At 44.1% G+C, this 14,999-nt stretch carries 18 protein-coding genes; all 18 read right to left on the minus strand.

All coding sequences use genetic code 11. From position 1 onward, the window contains the following. Positions 1–2: 2 nt before the first annotated feature. Complete coding sequence (locus tag ACYFDN_RS02235) at positions 3–1,004, minus strand: response regulator (protein WP_483509867.1); 1,002 nt, start codon at positions 1,002–1,004, stop codon at positions 3–5. Positions 1,005–1,224: 220 nt separating this feature from the next. Next, positions 1,225–1,998, minus strand: coding sequence for an MlaA family lipoprotein (locus tag ACYFDN_RS02240; RefSeq protein WP_483509868.1), 774 nt, complete (start codon positions 1,996–1,998; stop codon positions 1,225–1,227). A 161-nt stretch (positions 1,999–2,159) separates the two neighbouring features. Beyond that, positions 2,160–3,431: a c-type cytochrome biogenesis protein CcmI gene (gene ccmI, locus ACYFDN_RS02245; protein ID WP_483509869.1), complete on the minus strand. Its 1,272-nt coding sequence runs from the start codon at positions 3,429–3,431 to the stop codon at positions 2,160–2,162. Beyond that, positions 3,431–3,901: a cytochrome c-type biogenesis protein gene (locus tag ACYFDN_RS02250; RefSeq protein WP_483509870.1), complete on the minus strand. Its 471-nt coding sequence runs from the start codon at positions 3,899–3,901 to the stop codon at positions 3,431–3,433. Before ACYFDN_RS02250 ends, ccmI begins: the two co-directional genes overlap by 1 nt. A gap of 2 nt (positions 3,902–3,903) precedes the next feature. Continuing rightward, on the minus strand, positions 3,904–4,434 hold the full coding sequence (locus ACYFDN_RS02255) for a DsbE family thiol:disulfide interchange protein (protein WP_016401681.1): 531 nt from the start codon (positions 4,432–4,434) through the stop codon (positions 3,904–3,906). After that, positions 4,435–6,444 (minus strand): heme lyase CcmF/NrfE family subunit, encoded by a 2,010-nt coding sequence (locus ACYFDN_RS02260; RefSeq protein WP_483509871.1) that lies wholly within the window; start codon positions 6,442–6,444, stop codon positions 4,435–4,437. Between the two features lie 11 nt (positions 6,445–6,455). After that, positions 6,456–6,950: a cytochrome c maturation protein CcmE gene (gene ccmE / locus ACYFDN_RS02265; protein ID WP_016401683.1), complete on the minus strand. Its 495-nt coding sequence runs from the start codon at positions 6,948–6,950 to the stop codon at positions 6,456–6,458. Then, complete coding sequence (ccmD, locus tag ACYFDN_RS02270; protein ID WP_483509872.1) at positions 6,947–7,153, minus strand: heme exporter protein CcmD; 207 nt, start codon at positions 7,151–7,153, stop codon at positions 6,947–6,949. The genes ccmE and ccmD overlap by 4 nt, the downstream gene beginning before the upstream one ends. A 4-nt stretch (positions 7,154–7,157) precedes the next feature. Then, entirely contained in the window at positions 7,158–7,910 is a 753-nt protein-coding gene (locus ACYFDN_RS02275; RefSeq protein WP_472591300.1) for a heme ABC transporter permease, read from the minus strand. A gap of 33 nt (positions 7,911–7,943) precedes the next feature. Beyond that, positions 7,944–8,609, minus strand: coding sequence for a heme exporter protein CcmB (gene ccmB, locus ACYFDN_RS02280; RefSeq protein WP_016401686.1), 666 nt, complete (start codon positions 8,607–8,609; stop codon positions 7,944–7,946). Beyond that, on the minus strand, positions 8,609–9,244 hold the full coding sequence (gene ccmA / locus ACYFDN_RS02285; protein ID WP_016401687.1) for a cytochrome c biogenesis heme-transporting ATPase CcmA: 636 nt from the start codon (positions 9,242–9,244) through the stop codon (positions 8,609–8,611). Before ccmA ends, ccmB begins: the two co-directional genes overlap by 1 nt. Positions 9,245–9,559: 315 nt before the next feature. Continuing rightward, entirely contained in the window at positions 9,560–9,985 is a 426-nt protein-coding gene (locus tag ACYFDN_RS02290) for a DUF2802 domain-containing protein (protein WP_483509873.1), read from the minus strand. Next, the gene (locus tag ACYFDN_RS02295) at positions 9,986–10,474 is read right to left on the minus strand and encodes a chemotaxis protein CheW (RefSeq protein ID WP_016401689.1); all 489 of its coding nucleotides are present in this window, start codon (positions 10,472–10,474) and stop codon (positions 9,986–9,988) included. Positions 10,475–10,612: 138 nt separating this feature from the next. Further along, positions 10,613–11,425, minus strand: coding sequence for a chemotaxis protein CheW (locus ACYFDN_RS02300; RefSeq protein ID WP_483509874.1), 813 nt, complete (start codon positions 11,423–11,425; stop codon positions 10,613–10,615). Next, a complete protein-coding gene (locus tag ACYFDN_RS02305; protein ID WP_016401691.1) occupies positions 11,422–12,207 on the minus strand; it encodes a ParA family protein in 786 nt (261 codons plus the stop codon). Before ACYFDN_RS02305 ends, ACYFDN_RS02300 begins: the two co-directional genes overlap by 4 nt. Further along, on the minus strand, positions 12,207–13,130 hold the full coding sequence (locus tag ACYFDN_RS02310; protein ID WP_483509875.1) for a flagellar motor protein MotB: 924 nt from the start codon (positions 13,128–13,130) through the stop codon (positions 12,207–12,209). Before ACYFDN_RS02310 ends, ACYFDN_RS02305 begins: the two co-directional genes overlap by 1 nt. A gap of 1 nt (position 13,131) precedes the next feature. Beyond that, positions 13,132–13,878: a flagellar motor protein gene (locus ACYFDN_RS02315; RefSeq protein ID WP_483509876.1), complete on the minus strand. Its 747-nt coding sequence runs from the start codon at positions 13,876–13,878 to the stop codon at positions 13,132–13,134. Beyond that, complete coding sequence (locus tag ACYFDN_RS02320) at positions 13,871–14,995, minus strand: protein-glutamate methylesterase/protein-glutamine glutaminase (RefSeq protein WP_483509877.1); 1,125 nt, start codon at positions 14,993–14,995, stop codon at positions 13,871–13,873. Before ACYFDN_RS02320 ends, ACYFDN_RS02315 begins: the two co-directional genes overlap by 8 nt. Between the last annotated feature and the right edge of the window lie 4 nt (positions 14,996–14,999).

Consider the following 14,999-nt stretch of genomic DNA (forward strand, 5'->3'; position numbering starts at 1 on the left):
ATTTAGCTTACCGGAAACAGTTTCAAGTTAATACGATCGTCGGCCAAGTTTTTAAAGCGCAAGCTAAAGCCTATGTCTGACAACTTTCCGATGCTTTCTAAGTAATGAGCATCGGCGTTAAGACCTAAAGGCATTCCGGGATGAGCCGCATCAAAAGGAGTTGGCGCATCTAACAAACCCGCATTGGCAAACAATACTTGGTCGTGCTCTATCACACCATACAAACAGGCAACTGGTGCCCGTAGATCGGCCGCTTTAATAATACGGTTAAGCGTACTAAGCGCTTCGCTCGGTTGAAGCGCTGTAGGGTCATTAACCAAAAAGCGATTCCACATGTCTTGGAAAAAGCCATTTATTATGACCGCAGCAACCACACCTTCATCACCTAATAAGCAAATATCAACCACCAAAAAACCTACATGATGCTCGTCAATTTGCTTAATAATGGGAAACAGAGATTGCCCCTTCAATCGATAATGACAAAAGAACCCGATGATTTCTTGGGTATTCTCTGGAAGAATTTCATTCAATACCATGCTCGCTTGAGCATCATTGGCCTTAAAGTGGGCTTTATGTTCATCAAACTCGGCAAATTCCATTTGCAGGCTGTGCTCGTTAGCCATTGAAAGGTTAGCAAGAATGGTGTCAGTTAACTCATTAAAATCGGTAAGTGGTTTAACTAAAAAGTCACTAGCACCGAGCTGCAATACCTTACGTAAATCGGCCATGGTGCTTTTACCGGAAATAACCACAACACTGCCGGGGAAGTTGTCTAAGCGTTGCAGCAGTTCCACCCCATTCATGCGCGGCATGATGAGGTCCATTAAAATAATATCGTAATGTTGTTGATTGATAGCATTAAGGGCTTCTTGTCCATCTCCTACAGCCCCAACCATCGCGCCTTTTTGAGTTAGAAACGCGAGCAACTGCTGACGAAACACCACTTCATCTTCTACAACTAAAATTGAGATCCCGTATAAAGGGTTATCGTCGCGCTCCAGCACTCTCTCCAAATATCCTTATTAATTAATACGTTAATAGCATCCGGGTGGTCTAATGTGTTGATAATATAAGCAAAGTAACAGCAACGCCAGCAAGCGTGTATAAAATTTATACCACACAAAGGTATGTAAAAAACCAAATCTGGGTTGGCAGCGCTAACACTAGCAGCAGAAGCCGTAAGGTGCGCTGAACGATACTACTTACAAGCATAGTTCAGCTTAATTAATAATCTTCTAACTCGTCTAAATAATCTTCTAAAGCTGAATCAATATCTTGTTTTGAGGATGTTGGCGGCTTACCGTTGTAGAAGCGATACAAGCGATACTGTAAGTAAGCATCTTTAACAAAAGTATAGCTGTCTAGCGAGTTATCCAATAGAGGTTCTTGCTCAATAACTGACGCACGTTTATACAAGCCGTCTAAGCCCCACTTAATCACCTGCTCGGCAAACGTTAAGTTGGTTAATGGCGATGCAAATGCGTCTACCCAGTCGCCAACTTCCTTACGTACTGTGGTTGGCCCAAGTACGGGCAACATTACATAAGGCCCTTCTGGCACCCCGTAGAACCCCATTACATCGCCAAACTCTTCAATGTCTCGCTGTACACCAGAGCGCCCCATTAAATCGAAAATGCCAAAAATACCAAAGCTGGAGTTAAACAAAAATCGAACTAGATTATTAGAAGCACGTTCTACCTTGCCTTGCAGGAGATGGTTAGCAAAACTAGCGGGCTCTTCCAAGTTACGAATAACGTTATTCATGCCTTCGCGAATGCCAAAGGGTAAGTACTCGGCATATACATGTGTTACAGGACGATAAAGAGGCTTATCCAAATAGTTATAGTTGAAGTTCCACATGCTTCGATTGAAGCTCTCGAAAGGATCGGAGAAGTCTTGATAAGGCTCATCAAAAGCCTCTACTTCATTAGCCATTGTGGTAGATGCAGTAGACAACATAACAGCAAACATCAAAAAAGCTGTAACTACTTTACGCACTCATACCCCCTTCCTTGGTCAAATACCTATCGCAAATCAACTCACCAAATAATTTGCGAATACAAATAAAAAAAGGTTGCTAAGCAACCTCTTTTTATTATGGCATCTATGTTAAGAGCTGAATAGTAAAAACTATTAACACTTACAATATTAATACATAATTACAGGGGAGTATCGATAAGCAAACTTATTGCTTGTTCTTCACCCTGAGAGATAGCAGAAGATTGCCCTTCCCAATCACCTTCAATGGTTTGTACATTGTTATCGTAAGATAGACGAGCGGTAATATAAAAATCGCCTTGCTGAGAAAGCTTAAGACCTTCCATCATGCTATCGCTGTCTGACAAATTCACCGTTACAGGAAAACGCGGATGCGCTACTTTTTTGGCCGCTAAAGGCATTGGCGGCCCATTCACAGACTTAGCGAACACAAACAAGAAGCTTGAGCCTGGCACTTCCAACCCTTCTTTCACATCTACAGTGATACTGTAGCTAGGACCACTTGCTGGATTGTTTTCAACCACCGCTTGCTCAACAGCCGGGGGTTGTTCCGCAGCTGGCGCTTGCTGTTGAGCAATTTGCGCTTCGGCAAATTCAATACTTTGTTGCAGCATTTGATAACGCTCAGAATCAGCATCAACCAAACTAAGCATTCTCTGCCAGCGATCAATAGCCAACTGAAACTGCTGTTGCTCAAGTGCCATAAAAGCATACAAGGACCAAAGCTCTAATTGACTAGAGTCTTGCTGTAGGGCTAATACTAATAGTCGCTCAGCTCGAGCTTGTTCACTGGGTTCGCCACTGTAGAACAAAGATTGAGCATAAACAGCTATAATATTGGCACTTTTTGAATCGCGCATATAAGCTTGCTCTGCGGCATCGGTCATGATGTCTAAACGATTTAGAGCTTGGCCAACTTTAGCCAATAAAAACCAACCGCGTGTATCACTTGGGTCATTATGTAACTTGGTACGCAAGCCTAAAGCGAACTCATTTAAGTCTTGTTCGCTTACCTCACCACCTTGACCAAGCAGCACCTTGTTACTCAGCTCTGGCATTTTTTGCACAATCGCCTGCCAATCTTGAACCTTTTCAGCACTGCCTAATTTGATATACATGCCAATGGAAATAGCCACCACAAAAACTACACCGGGCAGCGCAACCCAAGGGGAAATTGCACTACGTTTGGCACTTGCTTCTTCGGGAATATCATCCAACAAATTATGCTGAAGTTCGCTCACTAACACTGAGCTATCTTCCGCTAAGCCTTGCGCATTCTCTTGTTCAATTTCAATTAATCTATCTTTGTAGAGAGTTTTATTTAGTTCTGTTTGAGTCACCGAGCGACTGTCTCGTTGTCGCCACAAAGGCAATACAACAACCGCCACAGCCAACAGGGTTAAAACGGCAGCAACCAACCAAAATACTGTCATTATTTTTCTTGCTCCGTTTGTTTAATTAGCTGCTCAAGGCGTTCTTGTTCGGCCACATCTAGCGCTGGTTTTGCGTCTTTTTTTCTTCGGGCTAGTCGCCACACAGTAAATCCACCAATCAATATAATTAAAACCGGCGCTATCCACAGAGTAAGTACGGCTGGAGTAAGTGGTGGGTCGTAGCGCACAAAGTTGCCATAGCGCGCTACCATATAATCCAATACTTCTTGTTTATCACTGCCCGACTTCACCATTTGGTAGGTTTTCTCGCGTAAGTCTTGAGCAAGCCCAGCGTTAGAATCTGAGATGTTATTGTTTTGACATTTAGGGCAACGTAACTCACGTGTTAACTCTCGAAACAGCTCTTCCTGTTCTGGGTTATCAAACTCGTGAGCTGAAATCGCAGCGTTCGCCATTATAGGAAGGCTAAGTAACAACACCGCTAAAAAGCTTTGAAAAGTTTTCATCATGATTAATCCAAACCAGCAAATATTGGCGCAAGCTCTGCTTGCCAATTACGCGCGTTCACATCACCCACATGGCGATAACGAATTACGCCTTGGCTATCGATAAAATAGGTTTCTGGAGCACCATACACACCAAGATCTAATGCCAACAGACCCTTACCATCGTACAAATTCACTTGATAAGGGTTACCCAGTTGCTCCAACCACTTTATCGCTTTAATTCGATCGTCTTTGTAATTTAAGCCAACAATCTTAACGCCTTGTTCAGCTAAGGAGTTCAGAAAGGTATGTTCAGCACGACAGGTGGGGCACCAGGTAGCCCAAACATTTAGCAACAAAGGTTCGCCCTTAAATATCGCAGCATCGTGTTGTTTATCTTGCTGATAAATATCTTGCAAAGTGAATTGCGGAACCGGCTTGCCGATTAATACCGACTCAAGCTCGGTAGCGTCACTGTACAAACCGCGATACAAAAATACCGCCATAAACAAGAACGCGATAAGAGGCAGTAAAAAATAAAAAATACGTTTATTCATTTAAGCTTCCTCTGCTAAATCAGTGCTTTTACTACTCGCACTTTTTACAGGTGGCTTGCCACTTAACTGTTCTTGCTTAACTTTGAAACGATAGCGTTTATCCGACATGGCAAATATACCGCCAATTGCCATAATAATTGAGCCGAGCCAAATCCAACGAATGAAGGGTTTGTAATATAGGCGCACTGCCCACGCTCCACCGGGAAGCTGTTCACCCATTGCTGCATATAAGTCACGCCATAAGCCTGCATCAATGGCGGCTTCTGTCATCATATTTCGTTGTACCCGATAGAAGCGTTTTTCTGCACGTAAGGTAGTTGCTAAGTGCTCATCTTTATATACGTCTATTACCCCAACATGGCCTTCATAGTTTGGACCAACTAAAGGCTCAACCTGTTTGAAGTGAAAAGAATAAGCAGCAAAGGTAACCGAATCACCTGGTTCTAAACGCAAGTCACGTTCAATACTGTAATGGCTGGTTAAAGCCACGCCAATTACCGTTACCGCAAGACCTAAATGGCCAAGTACCATTGCCCAATGAGAACGACTGAGTACTTTTAAACCTTTGGTGAAAGTGTGGCGATGAGTAGCACGCAAATATACTTCTAAAGCTGTACAGCTAATCACCCAAAATGATAAGGCAAGCGCCATGTAAGCCAAGGCGTAGAACTTCGGCGCTAGCATTACTAATAATGCAGCTGGCACCAATAAACTAAATGCTGCTAAAGCCAGCAGCCAACCTTTAAGGGGGCGAATATCTTGGCGCTTCCACCGCAGCAAAGGACCAATACCCAAAGCAATCACAAAAGGCACAATCATCCAGCTGAACATTCGGTTAAAGAAGGCCTCACCAATTGAGATGCTGCCAAGGCCGATTTCCTTGTGAATAAGCGGCAATAAAGTACCCAACAATACCACCACTAAGGCGGCTACTAGTAAGATGTTGTTGATTAACAAGAAGGTCTCGCGAGAAAACAAACTATAAGTTCCGCGACTTTTCACCTGTGAGCCACGAATAGCAAACAGCAATAAAGAGCCACCAATCACCACCAACAAGAAGCCTAGAATAAACAAGCCTCGAGCAGGATCGCTAGCGAAGGCATGCACCGAGACCAATACGCCGGAGCGAACTAAAAAGGTTCCTAATAGGCTAAGAGAAAACGCGGATATAGCCAGCAACACAGTCCAGGATTTAAACACCCCTCGCTTTTCGGTTACTGCTAATGAATGCAGCAGCGCAGTACCCACTAACCACGGCATAAATGAGGCATTTTCTACTGGATCCCAGAACCACCAACCGCCCCAGCCTAATTCGTAGTAGGCCCACCAACTTCCTAGTGAGATACCTAAAGTAAGGAAAATCCAAGCCGCCATTGTCCAAGGGCGAGACCAACGAGCCCAAGTGGAATCTAAACGCCCGGCCATTAGAGCGGCGATAGCAAAAGCAAAAGCCACCGAAAAGCCTACATAACCCATATATAAAAGAGGTGGATGGAAAATTAATCCAACATCTTGCAACAAAGGATTCAAATCTTGTCCATCAACCGGGAAAAATGGCAAAGTTCTGTCGAAGGGATTTGAAGTAAGCAAGATGAACAGGTAAAAACCTACACATATCATACCCATTACCGCCACTACTCGCGCAACAGCGTCGAGTGGTAAGCCGCGACTGAACATTGCTACTGCAGCGCCCCACCCCGACAAAATCATTGCCCACAGCAATAATGAACCTTCGTGCGCTCCCCAAACAGCTGATAAGCGGTAGTAAACCGGTAACTGGCTGTTCGAGTTATTAGCCACATAAGCTACCGAGAAATCATTTATAGCAAATGAGTAGCTCAAGACCACAAAAGACAATGTGACGAAGGCAAACTGCGCTAGCGCTAAAGGTCGAGCAAGTTTCATTAATGAAACACTATTTTTACTCGCGCCCCATAACGGGTATACACTTTGTAAAATAGCTAACGCACAAGAAAGAATTAATGCGTAATGTCCAAGTTCCGGGATCATAGTTACCGTCTCTAGTGTCCAGAGCCTTTAAGCTGGGCTTCTGTATATTCTGGTTTAAAGTGTTCCATACCTTCTAGTGCTTCAGCCACTTCCTGTGGCATGTATTCTTCGTCGTGCTTAGCGAGTACTTCAAAAGCATTTACGGTTGTAGCATTGGCTAATTCACCTTGCGCTACAATGCCTTGTCCTTCTCTAAATAAGTCTGGCAGAATGCCTTCATAGTTAATGGTTACAATACCACCACCAGCATCACTCAGCTTAAAACTAACTTGCAAGCTAGTTTGCGAGCGCTCAACCGTTCCTGGTAATACTAAACCACCAATTCTTAAACGTTGACCCACTTCCGGTTTAATCTCGTCTTTTCCTTTGCCATTTACCAGCTCGGAGGGAGTGTAAAATAGATCGATATTCTGTTGTAACGCAAACAGCAATAAGCCGATAGAAGCCCCCAAACCAATTACAATTGCTAGAACAATCGTTAAGCGTTTTTTACGTCTTGGGTTCATAAGCGTTCAGTTACCTCTTTTGCTGCTTCAACTCGTTGCTGTCGCGCAGTTTGGCGCGCAACAGATTTAAAAATGGCATTTCGTTTAACAATACTGTCTATCACTATGCCTATCATGGCTAGAGCGCTTACCCCAAACGCAAGCCACACATAAAAACCATAACCACCCATAGCAAAAAAATCTGCGACTGATTCAAATTGCATCGTGCTACCCCTTTGCTTGAATATGGCGTTGAATAAGTTGTTGTACCCATGGTCTACGTTGCTCGCGGCGCAACAGTTCAGTTCTAAAGCGAACCAAGCTCACCGCGCCAAGGAAAAATCCAAAGGCTAGAATATTAAGCAGTAAGGGCCATAACATTCGAGAATCAATAGAGGGTTTATCAAACTTAGTAATAGTTGCGCCCTGATGCAGGGTATTCCACCACTCCACCGAGTAATGAATAATAGGCAAATTAATCACCCCCACAATGCTGAGAATACCCGCAGCGCGACCAGCCATGGTTTTATCAGAAAATGCGTTATAAAGGGCAATAACCCCCAAATATAAAAACAGCAATATTAACTCTGAAGTAAGGCGCGCATCCCATACCCACCAGGCTCCCCACATTGGTTTGCCCCAAGCTGCACCGGTAAACAAGGCAACAAAAGTAAATACAGCGCCAACTGGCGCTACAGCTGCTACATACATATCGGCTTGTTTTATTTGCCAAACTAAACCGATAAAAGCCGCTATGGCCATTGATGAGTACGCACCCATTGACATAATTGCTGAAGGCACATGAATATAGATAATCCTAAAACTGTCGCCTTGTTGGTAATCGGCAGGTGCAAATAAAAGGCCCCACACTAAACCTATAGAAAAACACACAATGGCAAAAACACTAAACCAAGGCACAAATTTTCCCGCTAGGGTGTAACTCGCCTCAGGTTTTGCGTATGGATGTAACCATTTCCACATAATGGTATTTACTCTCTCGGTCTTATTCTAAATTTAGTTAATGCTTACTCTTAGCGCTGCAGCCGTGGCAAAAGGAGCTAAGGTGAGTGCAAGTAAGCTTATGGCGCCCATGATCGCTAAATGCCCGGCATAGGGCAAGCTTAATGACGCAGCTTCAATCGCAGATGTCGCAAAAATCAACACCGGAATATACAAAGGCAAAACTAACAAGCTAAGTAAAACGCCCCCTTTGCGTAAACCAACGGTTAAGGCGACCCCTACAGAACCAATCAAACTCAATACTGGGGTTCCAAGCACTAAGGTGTAAAAGGTAGCTTGGAAACTTTGCCATTCTAAAGACAGAAGCACTGCCAAAAGAGGCGAAAGCAATAAGATAGGCACACCTGTTATCAGCCAATGGGCAACGATCTTAGCCAAGGCTATCAAGGCTAGCGATGAGCCACTCATCAGCATCTGCTCTAAAGACCCATCTGCAAAATCATCTCGAAATAAACGTTCTAAAGACAATAACGAAGATAACAACGCAGCCACCCACAAAATGCCCGGCGCTATTTTGGCCAACAACAAGGGCTCTGGGCCTACCGCTATGGGGAATAAGGTAATAACGATGAGAATAAACCACAGCGGATTAAGTACATCTGACTTTTGCCGAAAAGCCGCTAGAAGCTCACGCTTAACAACAGTAGTAAACGCATGCATTACAGCGCTTCCTCAAAGGCCGGCTTAATCTCTAAGATTCGATAATCTGAAGTAGGAATATTTAACTCTTGATGAGTCGTTAACAACACCATTCCTCCTTTTTGAGCATGAGACAAAATAACTTGTTCCAAATACGCGACGCCTTGTTTATCTATCGCGGTAAATGGTTCATCAAGGATCCACAATTTGCGGGCAACCAGCCACAACCTAGCCAGCCCAACTCGGCGCTGCTGACCTGCTGAAAGATGAGCAACAGCTTCTTCTTCTAATCCTGCTAAACCTACACGGGTTAACAAAGCGTAAAGCTGTTCTTGTTCCATGCTTTCGCCAGCTAATCCTAGATAAAAACGTAAGTTTTCTACTGCACTTAATTCAGCCTTTACCCCAGCATGATGGCCTAGATAAAGACACTGTTGATGGTATTGCTCAGCCTGCTGAGAAATGGCTTCTTCTTGCCAAAAAATCTCTCCGCTTTCGGGGCGTGACAAGCCGGAAATCAATCGCAATAAACTGGTTTTACCGGCCCCATTTGGCCCAGCGACTTGCAAAATTTCACCCGGTGATAATGTGAAAGACAAGTCGTCGAACAATACTCGTTCTTCACGTACACAACACAGTCCATTAACCTTTAACATTCAACTATTTTCTTGCCCAACACACAGGCTAGGATGTTAACACAGCTAAGCCTAAAAACTAGATTGAGCATAAGGATTAACGCCATGTTTACAGCGCTTTGCAATACAAGTAACAAAAACATAGCCTGTTTGTATATAGCGGTATTTCAGTTGAGCGCTAACATGCTCTCGTAACTTATTTGAATTAATAAAGCCATAAATAGAAATGTAAAGGAAGGGAAGAATAAACCAAGAATTTGAATCGGGCTAATGAGGTTAAACCTTTGAGTGTAAACACGGAAGGCTAAGCAAAAGCGTTCTCTAGTTATAACCAGCTTAACTCACATGCCCTTTCATTTTATTGCGTAAACTTAGTAGCAATTCAGCTTCAGCTTTTGGCAGCTCACACTCGCGCATAACTTCATCTAAATCTGCACCTAATTCAACCAGCTTTACCGCTCGAGTATACAATTTGCTGTCGGGATCTTGCGATTGGATTTGAGAGGTGCGAAGAAAAGCCTGCTCTACTTGTTCACTTTGCCGTTCTAACTCACCCACCAGAGAGGCATTGGCTTGATGAATTTCTTGCAGTTGCTTTTCAACCACTCGATGTGACTGAAGAAGATTTTTGGTGACTACCTCTAAGCTTTGCATTTTTTGCTCATTGGCTTTCAATTGCTGTTGCGCCTTGTTGCTGAACCAACTAGCACCAACAAGGCAAACAACGGTTGCCACTAGGGCAATCAGATTAATCCAATCCATTTATAGTGAGCTTACTTCGTCCCACTCTTCATCAGAAAGCAGTTTATTTAGATCAACTAAGATGAGCAATTGTCCGTCGCGATTACTCACACCTTGGATAAACTTAGCGCTTTCTTCAGTACCCACATTTGGCGCGATATCAATCTCAGACGAGCGCAAGTAAACCACTTCTGCAACACTATCAACCAAGATGCCAATCACTTGAGATTCTGCTTCGATAATAACAATTCGAGAATTTTCTGTGATATCAGAAGAAGGCAACCCAAAACGTGAACGGGTATCAATAACCGTAACTACATTGCCGCGCAAGTTAATAATACCTAGTACATAATTTGGCGCACCTGGTACTGGGGCAATTTCGGTATAACGCAATACTTCTTGTACCTGCATTACGTTGATGCCATAGGTTTCACTTTCTAGCTGAAAAGTCACCCATTGTAATACTTCATCTTCGGCAATATTTTCTGCGATGTTACGCTGCTCGCTCATCTGCGTGTCCTTTTTAGTATTCGTGAGTCCTATCGGATCTCGCAACTCATATTATTCAGTATATATCATATGTTATAAAACTAAATGGCAGATTTTCCTACCTTTTCAACTTGAGAAGCCTATCGGGCTCTCAGATTTTTAATGTCCTTCGATATCTACGCCATCTGCGAGCATTTGTTGTAGTTCTTCAACATGCAACAAGGCACACATTTTTTGCTTTACCATTCCGGCTAACCAAGGTCTTTGACCAGGCGTTGAACGCCATTTAACGTCATCTCGGTTAAGTCTCTCAGTGCCAAATAGTTTTTCACAGCTTAAGCCCCAAGCACTTTCACCTAACATCACTAAATACTTATAGTCTGGCTCAAAGGGCTGATTTGGCATCACCCATTTAGCGGTATCAACCACACTGAGCTTTTCTTCACGTTCGATCATAATCCCGGAAAACCATGGAGGCTTACCAAACAACGGGCTCACTTCGGAGATTCGGTGAATACCTCCAAGCTGAGTAAGCGGCACACCAAAAGTTACCCCTGCCACTTCAAAAAATAGCACCTGAAAGTCGTTATCAGTGTCGATATTTTGCCATTCGGCGGCAGTTGGCTCTTCTTGTGGAGCAAGGGATGTTTCGGTTTCAACCTCAACTTCTTGCTCTTCTACCGGCTGCTCTAATTCTTCAACCTTTACCTCAACTTCAACCTCAGGCGCTTGTTCCGGCAACTCTTTAATGGGCAGTAATACCGGTTGCGCTTCTGCAACAGCAGCCACGCGCTGCTCGGCTTCAGCAAACAACTCTTCCAATGGCTTGGTTTGCGGCTCCAGGTGTTGTGCTGCTTTTTCTTGAGTTGCAGGTTTTACTCCGGGACGTTTTTCTGGCTCGGGCTCAGATTCAGTAAGTAATGAATCAAAGTAGTCGCCTAGTGCTTCTTCCATCAACTTGTCACTGTTCATAATAGCCCCTGCTCATCTGTCATTTGCAGTAAATGTGCTAATAATGTTTGATAAGCAAAAACGCCGCGACAGTTCTTAATATGATAAGAAGGCGGAGTGTGACGAAGGCTAGCGTCGCGAAACTTAGTGTCGATGGGGATAACCGAATTCCAAATATTTTTAGGGTAAGTTTCTTGTAGTTCTTTAAGCGCTGCCAATGACGCTCTGGTGCGCTTATCATACATGGTTGGAACCACAGTGTAGCGCAAGGGGCCGGGGCAAGAGCGCTGCATAATCGCTAAGGTTTTAACCATTCGCTCCAAGCCTTTAATTGCTAAGAACTCGGTTTGTACTGGCACTAACACCCTGTTACTAGCAGCTAAAGCGTTCACCATCATTACCCCTAATACTGGCGGGCAATCTATAAGCACATGGTCATATTTATCTTCAACGCGAGATAAGATGCGTTTGAGAATGAGCCCCATACCTTCACGTTGACCTAGCACTTTATCTAACGTTGCTAAAGCCATACTGGCGGGGATAAGGTCGAGATTATCAAATGCTGTGGCCTGAATACTATGAGTAACCATCGCATCATCAATTTGGCTGTTTTGATAAAGCTCGTATAGGGTGCCTTGCACGCTATCAACATCAAAACCCAAGTAACTGGTTAACGAAGCATGCGGATCGGTATCTAACAACAGAACGCGTTTACCCTGCTGCGCCAACAAACCGGCAAGCGAAATTACCGTAGTGGTTTTACCTACGCCACCTTTTTGATTGGCTACTGTCCAAACTTTCACTATTCTTCCTGCCTTGTTGTAAAACGTACCCCGCCGCCTTCTAAGGGCACAGCTAACATGGTTTCACTGTCTGGTTGTTTTTTCGGTTCTGCTTCACCTTTTTCCGGTTCTTCAGGGCTTACTTCAGCCTTTGGCTGCCATAAAGATTTCGCTAAGGCGATGACTACTCGTCGGTTTTTGCGACGACTCGTACTCGATTCATCGGGAGCAAACTCAGCGTAAGCTTCTAATGCCATTCTAGCTGGCGCTACTCCCCTAGCTTGCAACTCTCTTAAGACCCTTGTTGCTCGCGCTGCGGATAACTCCCAGTTGCTAGGGTAAAGCTCGCTATCAATACTGTCTTCATCAGTGTAACCTCGAACTCGAATATAGTTATCTACTTGACGTAGCTTTTCTGCCAACACATCAATAACCTGAGCAGCAGGTTTGAGTAAGTACGCACTGCCACTAGCGAAAAACAGTCGACTATCCAGCTCTATAGTGAGCCATTGTTCATCATAACTTATTACTATATCGTCGGTTTTTAGAAAATCTTTAAACTCTGTTGCCAGTTGCTCAGCCAGCTGAATAAATCCTTCACCGTCATCATTGCTTTGATAATCGCTAGCTGCTGGAGTCACTTCTACACGTTTAAAGACTTCCCCATCTAATATAGATTGTCTACCAGATAATATGCCGGCCTCTGAGGAACCTTCTAACTCGATAGCAGCAATTTCTTGATTTGAGACTTTGTCAGTTTCAAAAAGTGAAATAGCTTGCTGCAATCGGGTTTGTAATTCGGGATATTCATTTTCATTAGCAATGGCCATGGCATACAAAACAACAAACAAGGCAAACATTAGCGTCATATAATCAGCGTAAGACACCAGCCAACGTTCGGTACTTGCGTTACGCTTTGCCTGCGTGGCGTAGCGATGACGCATATTAGCTAAGTTCCGTATTAAAGCTATGCAAGCGTCGTTGCACTTCCATACTATTGGCACCCTCTGCAATAGAGACTAGGCCGGCGAGAGTCATCTCTTGGTATATTGCTCGCTCTCCTGCTAAAGCACGAAGTTTGTTGGCAATGGGCAAAAACACAAAGTTGGCGAACCCTACCCCATAAATAGTGGCAACAAATGCAACGGCAATTCCCTGACCCAATTGCTCAGGGCTAGTTAAAAAGTCCATGGCTTGAATTAGCCCCAATACCGCCCCGAGAATGCCAACAGTTGGGCAATACCCACCCATCGCTTCAAATACCCCTGCTTGTTTTTCTAAGCGGTTTTGCTCAAGATCGATTACATCTTCTAGCGACTGTTTTAACTGCTCGGTTTCAGCTCCATCTATCAACATTTCTAAACCTAGTACACTAAAGGCATCGGCTTGTTGTCGATGTTTTTCTAATACCAGATAACCATCTTTCCGAACTGTATGAGACCAACTTAAAATTAGTTGAGTTTGCTTTTTAACATCTAGTTGTTGAGTTTGCCAAACTCGCGGAATGGATTTTATAGCTTGAACAAATTGAGAAGCAGGCGTTTGCAGCATGACCGCGCCAACCGTACCACCTACAACAATAATAAAAGCGTGCAAATTAACCAGATCTGAAAAGCTTCCACCCGCTAAAGAATGACCTAAACCAACAGCAGAGAAGGCGATAAACACGCCAGCAATGCTAAGTTTATCCATTCCCTATTTCCGCTACAATCGCCTCACAAAAGCGATCAAGAGGTAGTTGTTCTGACGCTAAACCAGCACTAGCAACTGCTTGAGGCATACCATACACCACGCAGCTGGCTTCATCTTGCGCCCAAATGGTAGAGCCCTGCTCTTTTAATAAGCGAGAGCCATCTCTGCCATCGGCCCCCATACCAGTTAGTATCATCGCTAATACATTAGACTGGTGACTCTTTGCGAGTGAGGCAAAAGTAATATCAACACATGGTTTGTAATTTACTTTATCGTTACCATCAATAACCCGTAAACGACCGTAAGATCCACGACCTTCCACCAACATTTGCTTACCACCTGGTGCTAAATAAGCCCAACCAGGGCGTAACTCGTCACCGTCCTCAGCTTGTTTAACATTGATTCTCGACAAGCTATTAAGTCGCTGAGCAAAAGCCGCAGTAAAAGTAGCCGGCATATGTTGAACCAATAGAATCGGTTTAGAAAACCCAGCAGGTATTTGAGTAAGAATGGTTTGTAGCGCAACGGGGCCACCAGTGGATGTACCGATAGCCACTAACTTATAGCGTTTGCCTGAAGGCTTAAAACGGGCGGTAGCACGCTCTTTTGGTTGTGGGGCTGAAGTAGTTGGCGAAGCTTTTACTGCAGGCCTTGTAGCTGTGCTAGGCCGAACAGGAGTGCTTGGAGTCGGCGTGCTAACACTTCGACGAGCACTAACGCGACGGCGAGCAATAGCTTTAACCCGCTGCTGAAGAAGGCTAACGGCTTCTTCTCTATCACGAGCTATGTCTTCAAACTTTTTAGGAATAAAATCGAGAGCGCCAGCTTCTAGGGCATCAAGAGTGGCCTTTGCGCCTTCGTGAGTTAGCGAAGAAAACATAAGCACCGGGGTGGGATTCTTCGCCATAATTTCACGAACGGCAGTGATACCATCCATTATCGGCATTTCGATATCCATGGTCACTACATCAGGTTTTAGACGAGCGACCATGTCGATGGCTTCACGGCCATTTTTTGCGGTATCGACCACTTCTAAAGAAGGGTCCGCGTTGATGATCTCGCTTACCCGGCGTCGGAAAAAGCTCGAATCATCAACTACAAGTACTTTTATTGCCATGTTA

The sequence above is a fragment of the Agarivorans sp. D1326 genome, assembly GCF_056958115.1.